The organism is Vibrio sp. KUL70 (genome assembly GCF_059725515.1).
On record NZ_AP045835.1, the window covers coordinates 119,473 to 134,680 of the forward strand.

At 43.5% G+C, this 15,208-nt stretch carries 12 protein-coding genes; 1 reads left to right on the forward strand and 11 read right to left on the reverse strand.

What is annotated here, in order from left to right:
• Nucleotides 1-7: 7 nt before the first annotated feature.
• The 4 genes from AC6I7V_RS14675 to AC6I7V_RS14690 all read right to left on the reverse strand — a co-directional run bounded on the left by AC6I7V_RS14675 (nucleotide 8) and on the right by AC6I7V_RS14690 (nucleotide 4,092).
• Nucleotides 8-742 (reverse strand): amino acid ABC transporter ATP-binding protein, encoded by a 735-nt coding sequence (locus AC6I7V_RS14675; protein WP_261881589.1) that lies wholly within the window; start codon nucleotides 740-742, stop codon nucleotides 8-10.
• Between the two features lie 24 nt (nucleotides 743-766).
• Nucleotides 767-1,852 (reverse strand): amino acid ABC transporter permease, encoded by a 1,086-nt coding sequence (locus AC6I7V_RS14680; RefSeq protein ID WP_498012389.1) that lies wholly within the window; start codon nucleotides 1,850-1,852, stop codon nucleotides 767-769.
• A gap of 2 nt (nucleotides 1,853-1,854) precedes the next feature.
• Complete coding sequence (locus tag AC6I7V_RS14685) at nucleotides 1,855-3,003, reverse strand: amino acid ABC transporter permease (protein ID WP_498012088.1); 1,149 nt, start codon at nucleotides 3,001-3,003, stop codon at nucleotides 1,855-1,857.
• Between the two features lie 66 nt (nucleotides 3,004-3,069).
• The gene (locus AC6I7V_RS14690; protein ID WP_498012089.1) at nucleotides 3,070-4,092 is read right to left on the reverse strand and encodes an amino acid ABC transporter substrate-binding protein; all 1,023 of its coding nucleotides are present in this window, start codon (nucleotides 4,090-4,092) and stop codon (nucleotides 3,070-3,072) included.
• Nucleotides 4,093-4,217: 125 nt separating this feature from the next.
• On the opposite strand from AC6I7V_RS14690, the gene AC6I7V_RS14695 reads away from it, so the two are divergent.
• The gene (locus AC6I7V_RS14695) at nucleotides 4,218-5,153 is read left to right on the forward strand and encodes a LysR family transcriptional regulator (RefSeq protein WP_498012090.1); all 936 of its coding nucleotides are present in this window, start codon (nucleotides 4,218-4,220) and stop codon (nucleotides 5,151-5,153) included.
• A gap of 617 nt (nucleotides 5,154-5,770) precedes the next feature.
• On the opposite strand, the gene AC6I7V_RS14700 is transcribed toward AC6I7V_RS14695, so the two are convergent.
• The 7 genes from AC6I7V_RS14700 to AC6I7V_RS14730 all read right to left on the reverse strand — a co-directional run bounded on the left by AC6I7V_RS14700 (nucleotide 5,771) and on the right by AC6I7V_RS14730 (nucleotide 15,179).
• Nucleotides 5,771-7,060 (reverse strand): glycosyltransferase family protein, encoded by a 1,290-nt coding sequence (locus AC6I7V_RS14700; protein ID WP_498012091.1) that lies wholly within the window; start codon nucleotides 7,058-7,060, stop codon nucleotides 5,771-5,773.
• Between the two features lie 79 nt (nucleotides 7,061-7,139).
• Nucleotides 7,140-7,931, reverse strand: a complete 792-nt coding sequence (locus AC6I7V_RS14705) for a family 16 glycosylhydrolase (RefSeq protein WP_255232699.1) — start codon at nucleotides 7,929-7,931, stop codon at nucleotides 7,140-7,142.
• Nucleotides 7,932-8,000: 69 nt separating this feature from the next.
• Nucleotides 8,001-9,188: a hypothetical protein gene (locus tag AC6I7V_RS14710; RefSeq protein ID WP_498012092.1), complete on the reverse strand. Its 1,188-nt coding sequence runs from the start codon at nucleotides 9,186-9,188 to the stop codon at nucleotides 8,001-8,003.
• Entirely contained in the window at nucleotides 9,185-10,567 is a 1,383-nt protein-coding gene (locus AC6I7V_RS14715) for a DUF3131 domain-containing protein (RefSeq protein WP_255232697.1), read from the reverse strand. Before AC6I7V_RS14715 ends, AC6I7V_RS14710 begins: the two co-directional genes overlap by 4 nt.
• Before the next feature lie 9 nt (nucleotides 10,568-10,576).
• On the reverse strand, nucleotides 10,577-11,977 hold the full coding sequence (locus tag AC6I7V_RS14720; protein WP_498012093.1) for a DUF3131 domain-containing protein: 1,401 nt from the start codon (nucleotides 11,975-11,977) through the stop codon (nucleotides 10,577-10,579).
• Between the two features lie 33 nt (nucleotides 11,978-12,010).
• A complete protein-coding gene (locus AC6I7V_RS14725; protein WP_498012094.1) occupies nucleotides 12,011-13,333 on the reverse strand; it encodes a DUF3131 domain-containing protein in 1,323 nt (440 codons plus the stop codon).
• On the reverse strand, nucleotides 13,323-15,179 hold the full coding sequence (locus tag AC6I7V_RS14730) for a glycosyltransferase family 2 protein (RefSeq protein ID WP_498012095.1): 1,857 nt from the start codon (nucleotides 15,177-15,179) through the stop codon (nucleotides 13,323-13,325). The genes AC6I7V_RS14725 and AC6I7V_RS14730 overlap by 11 nt, the downstream gene beginning before the upstream one ends.
• Nucleotides 15,180-15,208 lie beyond the last annotated feature (29 nt).

Sequence of the window (15,208 nt, forward strand, 5' to 3'; positions counted from 1 at the left end):
TATTTCCTTAGTGGTGAATCAGCTGATTTAAAAACTCGCGAGTACGAGGAGATTTTGGATCTGAGAAAAACGCTTCTGGATTGTTTTCTTCTACAATCTGTCCTTGATCCATGAAGATAACTCTATCTGCAACTTTACGAGCAAAGCCCATTTCGTGCGTTACACAAAGCATCGTCATACCTTCACTGGCTAGATCAGTCATAACATCCAACACTTCAGAGATCATCTCAGGATCAAGTGCAGAAGTAGGCTCATCAAACAACATTACTTCAGGGTTCATACATAAAGCACGAGCAATGGCGACCCTTTGCTGTTGACCTCCAGAAAGTTGGTTAGGATACTTGTTCGCTTGTTCAACTATCTTAACCTTGTTAAGTAGTTCTAAAGCTTTTTCGATGGCGACATCTTCATTCGTTCCTAAGTTGGACGTCTGTGGTAAAACACAGTTTTCCAATACCGTAAGGTGGGGAAATAAATTAAAAGACTGGAAACACATACCGACTTGTTTACGCAGTTCGATCAAATCTTTAGGTGTATCACTTACCTCTTGTCCAAAGATATTAAGTGAGCCAGACTGATGTTTTTCAAGTTGGTTGATACAGCGGATCAGTGTCGACTTCCCTGAGCCAGAAGGCCCACAGATTACAATGCGCTCACCCTTTTTAACGCTAAGGTTGATGTCTCGTAAAGCGTGGTATGAGTCATACCACTTGTTTAGGTTATTGGTGTTGATAACTTCCATGTGATTAAATTCTCCTAATAATCGTTATTTCAAACGGCGCTCTAAATGCGTAGCGTATTGAGAAAGAGAAAAACAGCAGATAAAGAAAAAGACAGCCAGAAACGCATACATTTCGTTTTCTAACCCTACCCATTTCGCATTTGATAATGTACTTGAAGCGATACCAACGATATCCAACACACCCACAATCATCACCAGAGTGGTCTCTTTTAAAATACCAACAAAGTGATTGAGTAAAGACGGAATCGAATTTTTTAGCACTTGAGGCAGAATAATTTGGCCCATCATTTTCCAATAGCCAAAACCTAGTGCCTCTGCCGCTTCAAATTGTCCCTGTGGAATGGATTGCAACCCTCCACGAATAGTTTCAGCCATATAAGCTGCAGTAAATAGAACCAAAACTGCAACTACACGCAGTAGGACATCAAATTCTTGACCTGGAGGTAAGAAAAGCTGAATCATCAAAGATGCCATAAATAGCAAAGTGATGACGGGGACAGAACGAACCAACTCAATGTACCCAACACTCAGCCAATGGATAACTGGTCGCTTAGAACGTCTCCCCAGAGCCAGAAGAATCCCTAAAGGTAACGCAAACACCATACCAAAAATAGCCAAAAACAAAGTCAGCATAATCCCGGCAAATTTAGTGGTAGAAATGGATTCCAAGCCAAATGTGCCACCTTTAAGCAACATCCACATTGCAAAAGGTAAAACTGCGATATAACAAATCATCACCAACTTGTTAAAACGCTTGATATATAGCATAGGAATTGCGATGGCGGCCAAGCCAAAAGCGACGTCGACTCGCCACTGTTGATCATCCGGATACATACCATAAGTGAATAACTCAATGCGGTTAACCACGGGTAGCCAGCAAGCACCGGATGATGTGCAATCCTCCTGTGACGAACCGACAAACGTTGCATCAAAGATAAACCAATTGAGTAAAGTCGGTACCAACCACAATACAAATAACATTCCACTAATCGTCAGAACTGTATTAAGCGCTGAAGAAAATAAATTTTGACGACACCAAGTTTGCCTGCTTGAGTTGATAGCGATTGCAGGTCTTGGCTCGATATATTCCATGATATTTTCACTTTGCATCATCACTTCCCTATCGCTACTTGTGAGTTATACCAGTTCATCAGCAAACTCGTGATCAAACTAAATACACAATATGTGCCCATAACAATAAGAATGCATTCAATTGCCTGACCAGTATTGTTGAGCGTCGTTCCTCCAGTAGAAGACACCAGCTCCATAAACCCGATAACCACTCCCAAAGAGGAGTTCTTAATGATATTAAGATACACACTCGTTATCTGTGGAATCATCGGATAAACCGCTTGAGGAACAATTAGCTTCCACATCACAGCAGGCTCGCTAAAACCAAGTGCTTTACCTGCTTCATGTTGTCCGTTTGATACCGACTGAATACATCCGCGTACGATCTCAGCAATGTAACTTGCGCTATACACAGACAGTGCAATCCATAAGGCAACTAACTCTGGAATGACAATCATGCCGCCTTGGAAGTTAAAGCCTCTAAGTGTTGGTGTGCTATAGTCTAAATTGCCAGAGACAAACGCAGAGAAAATCACCAAACAAGGAGGAATAACAACAATCGCAAGTAAACGTGGCCATAAAACAGGATGAAAACCAGTCCACTGAACTTTACTAATGACAGAACGTCGATAAAAAAATGCTGCTATACAGGATGCTAACAGCGCTAAAAATACGTAGCTTCCCCACCCTTGTAGAGACAATTGCGGGATCGCTAACCCTCGATTAGAAAGGTAAACATTTTCGGCTATTTGAATACTGTTCCGCACTGCTGGCAAGCTCAAGAACAACGCATACCACCAAACTAACTGTACGACTAGTGGTACATTTCGAATGAATTCTACGTATGCCCTGCTTAATCGGCTAATGACCCAGTTGTTGGAGACTCGACCGACACCAATAACAAAGCCCAAAATGGTCGCTAACAAAATGCTCAAAAATGACACAAGCAACGTATTAGCCACACCCACATAATACGCTTTCAAATAGGTATCATTCTGATCGTAATCGAGGAGGCTGAAAGTGATATCGTACCCAGCTCGTTCACCGAGAAAGTCGAACCCCGTTGTAATACCCAGTTTGTCAATGTTCTCGGAGGCGTTTGTACCAAGGTACAAAAATAAAATAGTGACTGTAATTAGGAGTACAGCTTGTTGCCCCCAATCAATCAAAGTCCCTTTGGTTAATTTCATGATGTGATTCCTTCCTATCCATGGATAGTCAACCTACCGAGTAAGTAGGTTGACGTGTACTAGCAATTAACGGAAAGGAGGTGAATACAATAAACCTCCATCGGTATACAAGGCGTTTGCACCACGCTCAAATTTAAGCGGTGAATTAGATCCAACGTGATGAGCAAAAATTTCACCGTAGTTGCCCGTCGCCTCAATAGCTTTAAGTGCCCAATCCTGATTGAGCCCGAGATCAGTACCAAGGCTACCTTCTGTGCCCAATAAACGCTTAACACCAGGCTTTTCCGATGTTTTCGCTAATTCAGCAGCATTGGCTTGAGTAACATTAAACTCTTCAGCTTCGATCAACGCATTACCGACCATTGTTACAATATCACGCCATTCATTGTCGCCCTGTTTAACATACGCTCCCAGTGGTTCTTTAGAAATAACCTCAGGAAGGATCATATGTTCATTAGGATCTTCAAAGAGAGTTCGTCTCGCGGCGAGGCCTGTCACATCGTTAGTCAAAGCATCACAACGACCTTTTTGATACGCCGCATACAACTCTTCTGTTTTTTCAAAAACAACCGAGCGATAGCTCAATCCTTTAGCACCAAAGTAATCGGCTAAGTTATGTTCTGATGTTGTTCCTGGGGACAAACAGAATGTGGCACCATCGAGCTCAGAGGCAGATTTTACGCCCAATGATTTTCTTGTCATAAACCCTTGACCGTCATAAAACCAGATTGTTGTAAAGTCCGCTCCTAGTTTAGCGTCACGCGAAACAGTCCAGGTAGTTGAGCGAGAGAGGATATCAATCTCACCTGATGCAAGAGAAGTAAAACGGTTTTTAGACGTAGTAGTAATATATTCAACTTTGTCTGCAGATCCTAAAACAGCAGCGGCTACTGCACGACAATAGTCGACATCCATACCAGACCATTTACCCTGATCATTGATGTATGAAAAACCCATTTTGTCACTAGAGATACCACACTTTAACGTGCCACGCTTAATAATATCATCCTTAAGATTTGCATAAGCCTGAGTGGCCACACTACTGGCTAATAAGCCTGTGACTAATAGCCCGACGGTTTTCAGCTTCATAATAACTCCTTTTTACACTTAACTTTCCTAGACATTCAACGCAAACACCTTGTTTACATTTCTACAACATATACGTTTACAACGGGAGATGGAAAGAGTTTAATGTCTTGTATTTTGCAACCGTTATGCAAAAATTCGATAACACTTCCAAATGGAGTACCGAAATGAATATTAGGTGGTTGAAAGATTTCATTACATTGGCCGACTGTCAGAAATTCTCATTAGCTGCGAAGTTAAATGCATCATCCCAGGCTGCATTTAGTAGACGAATTCAACAATTAGAACAACACCTTAACGTCGTTTTATTTGACCGAAGTCAAACGCCCATCAAGCTGACACCAGAGGGAAAACGGCTGTATCCAATCGCATCTGAAATGGTTCAAATGGCAGAGAGATGTGAGGAAATGGTGGCCAACAAACCTAATCCACTAACGATTGCATCTTTGCATACTCTAGCGTGCAACTTTTTTCCACAATGGTTTACTCAGATCTTAAGTCGAATGGATAACCCAATCGTGACCAACATTGATTCTGGTGTTCGCTCTGTTACTGGTTATCAAGCAGCACTTCAGTCTCAAAGAGCGGACTGTTTGCTGTTTTACCGCGATCCCGCAAACGCTAAATATTTTGAATCAGAAGAATTTGATGTTGTGAAACTAGACGATGAAACGCTTATCTGGGTTTGTGGGATAAATTTCCCTTTAGACAAATTGGAAGACAACCTCATACCTCACCTTACTTACGCACCATCGTCTCAACTATTAGAACTATCACTCCCATTGCTCAACACAACCCCCCAAGCACAGAGACTTTCGGTCATATTTCAGTCTACAATTTCAGAATCTTTGCTACCAATGGCAATCCAGGGAAATGGCGTCACTTGTATTCCTTACTCCGTTGCCAAGAATCACATTGAAGAAGGTCGCCTAGTCCACATTTGGCAAGAACATTACCAATCACTCGAAATAGTGCTAATTCGTCTTCTTAACTCTAATAACCCCCACCCTTTTATTTGCGAGTTGTTTGAAGTCGCAAAACAGACTCCCCCCAAAGGCTCATAGATAACTATCAAGATGGCAAATATAGTCACAACAGAAAGCACGAGGTCTTTCGGCTTTACCAGGCCAAAGTAAATGCTGAAGACCATGTAAACTTCCCCAACAAGCTGCTCGCTAGCAATTAAAGATTTTGCGTTTACACTGGAAACAAACGGAAAACGCATGATAAAAAAATCACGCTACACAGACACACAAATCCTAAAGATTATGAAGGAAGTGGAAGTAGGCAGAAAGGCCAACTGCATTTCACTGCTTTTCAAACAGGCTCCACGTTAGATCTAATCCAAAAAGTTTTAACATTATTTAAATCACCCCCAAATCAGTAGACATGAAACATGTTCACATTTTGAGCTAGTAAGAGCCAGATTGGATTATTGGAAAACTTGGTTAAATATTGATACCAAGAATTGTTATGAATAATTACTCTAAGTGGGAAAGGGGCAAAGACGAGTTACAACAGTCACTGAAACGGGAAACGTCTTTGGACATTTCCGTTTTAGCGAGCAGGCTCATTATTATGCCGTACAGTCAGAGTGGTGGTAATAATATTCTTTCGCACCATGAAAAGGAGCAAGCTAAAGCTCACTCCTGGATAGTACTATTGTTATCACGACCTATATTTATGCTGGTGCACTTGCTCTAGCATTCAAGGATTTAGCACTAGAAATCCAATGTTGTACCGACTGAGGAGACATTATTTTCGGGTTGCCTAAATCGCTATCTCTTGCTGAAGCGAGCTCCGGAGGAAGCACATCAATAAGCAGTTCGAGATCTTTATGTGAATTAATTTCTCGCGTGAACACATCCGCCATCTCTTCACTGTAAGAGCTCCCTCTCGCTTTCGCAGCCTTTACTAATCCATCCAGCAATACATACCACGTGGTCATCGGCCCTTGAGCTACTGACGCCGACTCTGCAGCTGAATCAATGAATGCAAATGGCACAGTTACAATCGGTTGGTTGAACTCCATTGCAGCGAAGATCCAATCCGTATCAAATGAGAAATCAAACACTGTCGGGTTTTCAAGAATTTTCTGTAAGATATCTCTACCATATAATTTGAATGCTGCTTGCGTATCCTTAATACCACTATCAAAAATCTGCGCACCAATCATACGCTGCATATGACGTAACGTCTTAATGCCAACACCCCATCGCTCTTCTTGTTTCACTAAAATGGAGTCAGGGTGTTTGCGGTTACCCAATACGACTTGCTTACCATCACGGCTATATGGAGCGAGCGCTAAACCTATTTGCCCCAGATGGACAGAGTTATCGGCATCGGTATAAAGAACAGCATCAACACCATCTTCCAAGGACTGTTCACAGCCAAGAATAATCGCTCCACCTTTTCTAGAGTCGTCTGCACTCGCCAAATTGCGAAGAGCACCAGATTCCACAGGTAGTGCATCCTCCAGTTTAAGTACTTTGATCTTAGCTCGAATACCTGCGTCGTAGGTTTGTTTAATGGAGCGAGCAATTTCCGCACTTCCATGTGGACACCCGTCGTCAACCGCATACAGTGTCCAATCAACATTAGTGCCGTTCGTTACCCATTGGAGTTGCTCAACTTTCGTTCTGAGTGAATCTTCGCCGTGCTGATTATCGGCCGACTTGGGATTCAAGCGATTGTGCTCTCCCCACATCGCGAATACCACGCCAATTTTAATCGGCTGACAAATTGACTGTGTTTCTCTGCGTGATTCGACAAGCTTCACCGCCAACTTGAATTCGAGTGGCGCATTAAACTGAATTGAAAGGTCTTTGAGGTCTTGGTTTGAGAGTTTATCTAGCTGTAGTAAACGGTCTGCTAGCCTGAGTAAGCTTTGTTGATGTTGTGGCTCCGTCAAATCAAATTTTTCATTCGATTTATTTAAGAGCTCAATAGCGGTAGACAAAGAAGTATCCATACATATTCCCTAGCGTGACGTTATTGTGATCACTTAAAGCTTAGTATGCTAATCTTTTCATATCAAAGTGATGGTGGCTTTATTTTGTTTTGCATCTCTCATTTTCCTTGAAACTAAAATTCCGGTATTTTGCACGATACTGTCTGACTTTGTTTTCACGGAATTTACCTGCCCAGTTACTAATCTCTGGGTCGGTCGCCCAGATATTAGCCATCACTCTAAGGTAGGAACTTTCTATGCTTGGGGTTGGGTCGTAGGGATTGTTATTAACACGAAGTACTAACTGCCCGTCTACAAACCACTCAATCCGATCTTCTCCCCAGTAAATGCCATAACGATGAAAAGCCTTAGAAGCGTCAAAACCAAGGAAGATCAGGGTTTCGTGTGAGTTGGTATAATCATCGTCGTCTGTCCAAAAGTTCAACTGAACCATGTTGGTATTAGACCCTAAAAACTCAATATCAATCTCGTTATGTCGGCCACTACCACCTTCCGGTTTATCATAAGGCCCTGAGAACAAGAAAAATGAGCTGACCACACCGGGCGCTCGAGCAGGCTTCATATCGATCTCAAAGCATCCGTAAGGAAAAAATTCATGGCTGCGGAACTCCCCACCATAGAAGCGCAATTCACCCTCTTCGTCTTGCTTCCCATCTGGAGCTAGATCCAAGGTTAAACCCTTTTTATTGAACGTAGCCGACTTCGCTTCCCAACGACTTAAGAACGGGAAACCGTTCTCCCAACCATCCGATAACCACCAACGGCTTTCATCAAAGGTTCGCAAGGGATCATCGAAGCTTTCCGCACTGACAAACGAGCTTGTCAAAGCCAGTGATACAGCTAAAGCACAATAGGTTTTGGGTGGCACCATGACTCGCTCACTTATTCATTTGCATTCATAATGTAAGCCTAATACATACGATGGATTTTTCACCTCTAATTACTGATTATCTTCTACTGGAACGAAACTGCGTCTTTGAATAGCTTGAACCGCAGGGACTGGTGCCGCCTGCCCTATATTCCCCTTTGGGATCGCATTCACAGACGGTGTAGTGACCTCAAGGTTTTGTTGCGTAGTCGTGTCTGCGTTTGTTGTTGCTTGCTGTTCTGAAGTAGAAGGCAACCCTGATGTATGAGATATATTTGTCTCAATAATCGGTTCTGGTGTACCAAGAGGTGTAAAAACTGCGACGCCTTCTTCACTTGAAGTTGTACCATCTTTATTCTCGGCAGCTGGTATCGTAGCTTCATGAGGTGTTTTTGATACCCTAGATACGCCTTGTTGAACTTGTTGCTGCGCAGGCGGTTGAGACGAAACAGGCGTAATTGGTGAATGGAAACTACCTTTGGTCGAGCTTACCTTTCCCCCACTGAATTGTTGCGGTGTCGTTCCTGCTGTGCCTTGCACCGATCCTTTTGGCGTCACCATTTGGCCGGTTAAGTCTTGTTGTTGAGTAACATTTTGACGGGTAGTAGAGGTTTCAGTAGGTTCGACAATAAATGTCTGTTTGCCTGCGAAATCCTTATCGAGCATTAGTTTACTGTTAGGTGTGTATTGTTTGAGTTGTTCACCAGACGGTTTCAACACGCTTTCCGTCGGTATTGGATTGGCTGGTTGCTTACGAATCAGACCAGCTGAAGGGGATTCGTATCGAAAAAAGTCGAGTTTTTGATCCCAAATATCAATCAACGAAGAGAATTGAATCCATGCATCATCCACGTAAGCAGAGGGGCCACCGGAGTTTGTTGCGATAGAAAAGCGAGCGTCAAACGCTTTATAATCGACCTGTAACTGCTGACGATATACACCCCACTTACTTCCTCCCATCAAAAAATATCTAACACTATTAGACCAATACTCATAAGCGACAGGATCTTCTACTTTTTCAGCCGCCATTGCCGCAAGTGCATCCGCTAGCCCTGCAGTTTGCCACATCTCTTGTGTTCCGATCTTATGTTCGAGACTGAGAGCCCGATTCGCTTGTTGATGCATTAGACTAGCGGCTTGCGTATATCGGCCTTGGGATAGAAGAAGCGTTGGAGTGCTCAATAAATCTATGGATGTTTGACTCAGCGCCCAAACAGGAAAGGAAGCAGCAAACAAGATAAGTACAATTAAGCTTCTCATCGGAATGTCTCCACCATACATTTTCCGGGATGATCAAAACGGGAGTTAAACTTAACGTCGCGGTACTCTTTTGACTTATTGGCTTTGTAAAGCTTACCACTCTGCTTGTACAACAGAGCCTCAAGCACGCCTGCATTGGTCTTCAAACTGATGCTTTTTTCATAAGCACTGGTAAGTTCATAACGACCTTCATACCACCCTCTCTGCGGATCATACAGCTCTTTTACTAGCGTCATTAGTCGGTCGGTATAATCGGTTTTCCATAGAGCCCACATTTGAAAAGCAACACGCGTTGACACTAGCGCTTTCTCATCATGTGAAGAACCATCTTCGGCGAGTGTTATCCAAGGCGTACCCAAGCCATATATCGCATCGTAAACGAAATAAGGTTCACCAGTAACAACATGCTCTCCACGCGCAGTGTAAATTCGCTCGTTATCCCAACGTGCCTCTTGCACTTGATAGATGGCGTCTGCCATTGCTGCTAGCGTGTTATTGGTATGTTTTGAGTCACTTGACGTCGTGTCCCCGACTTTATCCCAGTTGAACTCAAGCCCCATCCATAAATAGGGTGTTGAGTAAATTGGACGTAGAACATTAAATACCCGCGGATCACGACCGTCAAAAATAAGATCGATATCGTAAATCGTCGCCACATCGTAGGGCTCTATGTTCATCGCTTTTTCAGGCACGATCTGCCAGTCCAAATAACCGTAAGATGTGTACTCTTCTAGCCCCAAGCGTCCCTCTTTATATCGAATCAATTGGCCGTCCTGAATCATGCTCCCATAAAGCTCTCCATCAAGGCTAATCAACTCACAAAAGTTCCAACGCAATACTGCCTTATCAACGTATTCGGAGAATTCAGGAGAGTGTCTCTTTACAATGGCGAGTGCGATTAGAAGACGGCCAACATCGAGTGATGACCAACCAATATCTTGTGGCTGGTTGCCATAGTTAACCATGCCACCACTTTGCGTGCTGTACACCTTATTAGGTGCGAGGCCGTAGCTAAGCTCCATCTTGTTAAGAAAGCTCAGAACCAAAGTTAGACGCTCGTCATACTCTTTGTTTGAGATAAATTCAAACTCTCTCGCAGCAATCAACGAGATAAGATAATCCGCCAAACCTGCCATATTCGTGGTAGGAAAGTTATCAATACTATTCACTAAGCCCGTCGTAACTTGGGTATTGTTATCGATATACTTCCACGCCGTTTGCGCCCACATCAGTTCTTCTTCAGTCAACGACGCATGACGACCTTGTCGAAATACCTGTGATTGGCTAAACGAATCAACACCGTTGGTCACACCTTGGTAAACCACACCGCAGCCAGATACAGACACCGATAACAGAAGTAAACTCCACTTCTTCAGCATTCAATAACCTTATTCTACGGGCTTAATTTTTTTACGAGGCAAACACTGCCCTTCATAACCGAATGGTGACTCTAGTGCTTTCTCCCATAAGCTCGGTGCTAACTGATCTTTGTATTGAAGTAGTTTACCCTGTTTTTTATACAACAAGATCTCTAGTGTGATGCCGTTATTATTGGAGGTGAAAGTGTTAATCAGACCAGTACCGTTCTCAAAAATGCCTTCATAGAAACCTTTCTCTCGATCGTAAGCGGTAGAAACATGATCAAACAACAGGTCGGTGTATTCGGTATCCCAGAGAACCCACATCCCCATCGCGCCTTTAATGGCGACCGCAGAGAACTGAGGCAGATACTCTCCCACTTCAGAGATGGTGTTCCATGCAAAACCATCGGTATAAATAGTGTCGTAGACGAAGTAAGGCGCACCGGCTAATTGGTGCTCCGTCCGCGCGGTAATAATACCGGTTTGCTTGTAACGTTCTTCCTGTACACGATAGATTTGTAGAGCAAACTCAGCCATCCATTCATGTGAATAGCTGGAATCATGAGGGCTTCGGTCTTCCACCAAGTCCCAGCCCAATTCTATGCCATCCAACACATAACTTTCAGTTACAACGTAACTGTGCGCTTTTAGTTTACGCGGATCGCGCGTATCGTAAGGAACGTCATAACCGAAAAGGTTAATCGTGGCGTAAGGTTCGGCCATAGCCGCTTGAGTCGTATCAAACCCCCACAATTCAAAGCCTTTGGCTGCATACTCTTCATAACCAAGTCGGCCTTCTTGGAGGTACTGCACCTCTTTTCCGGGTTCAAGTAGCGCACCAAACATGGTGCCGTTTTCATCCACCACGTTACAGTAGTTCCACCTTAACATCACCGAATCGATACTGGTCGCAAATTCAGGGTAACGGTTCTTAAGGATATAAAGCCAAATCATCAAACGACCTAAGTCGAGAGCTGAATACCCAATTTCACCCGGTTGGTTACCGTAGTCCACTTTTGCCGCGGTTTGAGTGTTATACGCCTTGTTTGGTAACTCCCCCATGAATAGGTCGAGCGTATTTAAAGTTGTTAGGAAACGAACAAGTCGTCTATCAAACTCTTCTTTTTCAATAATCCCTAATTCATACGCACTGGTCATGCCCGCGAGATAGGATGCCGCATCCCACCATGTCACAGATGGATAGTTATTTACCGCATTTACCAAGCCCGTCGACTCTTGGTAGTTATTTTCAAAATACTTCCAAGCAATACGAGCCATATCCATCTCTTTCTCCGTCAGTTCGCCTTGACGAGGTTTAGGGACAGTCCAGTGTGTATTTCGGTCAACAATATCATCAGAGAATTGATTGTATTTACTACCGCAACCAACGATTGCAAGAGTGATCAAGCCAAGACTAATCGTTCGCATATAAATTCCTTCTTATTATTTTAATTCGCTGATTTACTTCAACTCACCAATCGTCAATAGCGGCCCATTCTCTATGTAAGCCAATGACTCAAGGACAATTCCGTTGGTGTTTGCTGTCACTGCTTTGTTAGTGCGTCCATCAATTTCATAACGACCTGAGTACCAACCTTTCTCATCCGAATAAAGGTCAGAAGCTTCGTTGATCAGAACATCGGTGTAATCTGAATCATATAGCGCGTACCAACCGAATGCGGCTTTAGTTGAGAGAGTTTTTAGGTGTGATTGGTCTTTACCGTCATCAGAGATGGCATTCCATTTTTCACCATCCGAGAATACCGTGTTGTAGACAAAGTATGGCGCCTCATCAACGTTATCCTCACTCACCGCGGTAACAATACCTGTGTCTTCGTAACGACGCTCTTGAGCTTGGAAAATGCGGTGTGCAAATACCTTTGAAACACTGTCCGCACCAAACTCAATACCATCAAGAATGTAAGATTCACTCACTACATAGTTATGGGCGTGGAATTTTGAAGGGTCACGTTTATCTGTCGGAATTTCGATACCATAGATATCAACCATCTCTAGGTAATCGATATATTTCATTGAGTTAAATACATCACGCCCCATCAAAGCTAATGACTTGGACGCATACTCTTCGTAACCAATACGACCCTCTTGTACTAACTCCATAACGCTTGCATCGGATGTTGGACGAGCACCGTACATATAACCGTCCACCAGCATTGCACTCACTTTCCAGTGGTTGAGTACGTCATTTACCTGCTTATTAAACTGCGGGTATTGCCAAATCATAATGTTCATAGGAACAAGGATTCGACCGATATCGATCGCCGACCAGCCAATGCCGTTTTCAATAGGATTGTTGGCGTAATCCACCATCTCTAGAGTTTGCGTGTTGTAAGCCTTATTGGGTAATAGGCCATCAACGAGCGGCAAGCGCGCCAAGGTCGCGAGTGCTTTTTCCATACGCAGCTCAAACACTTCTGTTGAAATGATATTGATCTTCTCTGCTGAAATGAGTCCCATTAAATAAGAAGCGGTATCCCACATAGTGGTCGATGGATAACCATCCACTGAATTCACTAAGCCTGTATTTTCTTGATAGTTGTTCTCAAAATATTGCCAAGCCACACTTGCCCACTCGTACTCCTGCTCGGAGAGCACGCGTGAAGACTTAAATGGAATATCTTCTGGAATTTCGAAGGTAATATTTCCGAGTACTCTTCCCGATTCGCGAGTTTCGATGCTGAAAGCAATAATAAGCGCTGTCGCTAAGCCCAAGATGAACACAATATGATGGCGAGCGTTAACCATCGATTTTTTAAACCCCATACTTCAACTCCTCTGAATTGGCAGTTTCTTCACCTTCGCTTTCAGCTGGTGGTGTCCAGAATGCTGCAGCGATCATTCCCCACATCGCCAACATGTTATTTAGAATCCAAAATGTATTTAAAACGAGACCACCCACAGAGTAATCGCCCCATGAACCGGTTGAGTGACCAAACCATGCAAACAGCAAGCTAAACAGACTTAATCCGAATACCGCCGCTTGCGGAATGACTAGCTTGAAAAAGTTACCTGTTTGTCGTTCTTTCGGTGTTGTCGGGAAGCTGATTTTCCGCCCGCGTAGCACTGTCCATAACGCCCGCAAGTTTACAGGGAAGAATGAAAGGAAGTTCGTTTTGCCTTTATAGCCCGCGACGCCCCAAGTCCCAGTCATCATCGCCAACTCAGCAGTGATGACATAAGGTAAGAAGTGCAAATAGAACGTCACGTCATAGGCACTTACTGGTGCAATTGAAGTGAGGAAGTAGATGATTGGACACGCTAGGAAAATAATGTTCCAGATAGCCGACAAATTGGACCAAAAACTCGCGCCATACATCAGCTTCTGTTTGAAGTTGAGCCCTTTGCGGAAAATCGGGTTGTCATTCATAAAGATGTCAATCGACCCACCAGAGTACTTAAATCGTTGTACTGTCCACGTTTGTAGATCTTGTGGAGAGAGCATCTTACTCTCGACATTAGGGTGCATAACGGAACGCCAGTTACGCTCGCGATCAGAGTGGAGCACGATCGACGTGTAAAGATCTTCAGATACGTGGAATTTATAAGGCGTGAATTCCGTATCAAACAAGATTTCATCGCGCAAATTATCCGACACCGACTGGTCGACCTTTTTCTCTTTGGTTAGACGACGGATCTGCGCCTCGATTTCATCTTGTTCTTTAGTAATCTGTTCTGCATAAGCTCTTAACGCCGCTTCCATGACAGCTTCACGACGGTGAATCGACCCTGCGCCACAGCAGAATGATGCGTTTACCCAGTTACGACGGCGCTGAATGACGTCGTAAAACATCTGTGGATCGTTCACAAATGGGTCTTCACCAAGTGTGACTGGGCCATAGAATCTTTCGATACCTGAACCGATAGGTTTTGCCCATTTACCCAATTTTCTTTCAAGGAACTTAGGTAAACGCTCGCCTTCTGGTAAGTCGAAGAACCATTGAGGTGTTTGAACCCAAGCCACTGTTGGATCTCTGAAGTAACCAAGAGTGTTTTCAAGAATGGTTGAGAAAGGACGCGTATCAGCATCACAGATGACAACAAAGTCACCGCTAGTGCGTTCCATCGCGTTTCTTAAATTACCTGCCTTAAAGCCGACATTACCGTCGCGAGTAATGTAGCCAATGCCCATTTCTTTGGCCATCGCTTCCATTTCAGGTCGTTTACCATCATCAAGAATGAAGATTTTGATGGTGATATCATGCGGGTAAGTGATTTTCTGCGCGTCTAATATACTCAGCTTAACCAGTTCGGGCTCTTCATCGTAGCTTGGAAAGAACACGTCAACACTGATCGGTCTGTCTTCTTGAGTGTCTAAGCTACACTCTGAAATCTTGTATGGTGGCGCTTTCTTTGGTTCATCCTCGACTTTCCACAAGTTATAAGTGAACAGCATCGAACCAATAAAGGCACAAGATTCTGCAAATGCCAAAGGCAACGAAAACCACAAAGCGTCGTAGTTAAGGGCATACATCCAGCGCCAACCTAAATACCAAATGCCAAGTGTTAAGTTACATGTTGCCAAATACTGATATAGAAGTTCTCTGGGAATACTATGTGGCACAGGTTCTGGTGGTACTCTGTGCTCAAACTTCTCAAAATAATTATCCATTTATTCCTTTCCCTATTTTATTGACCTAG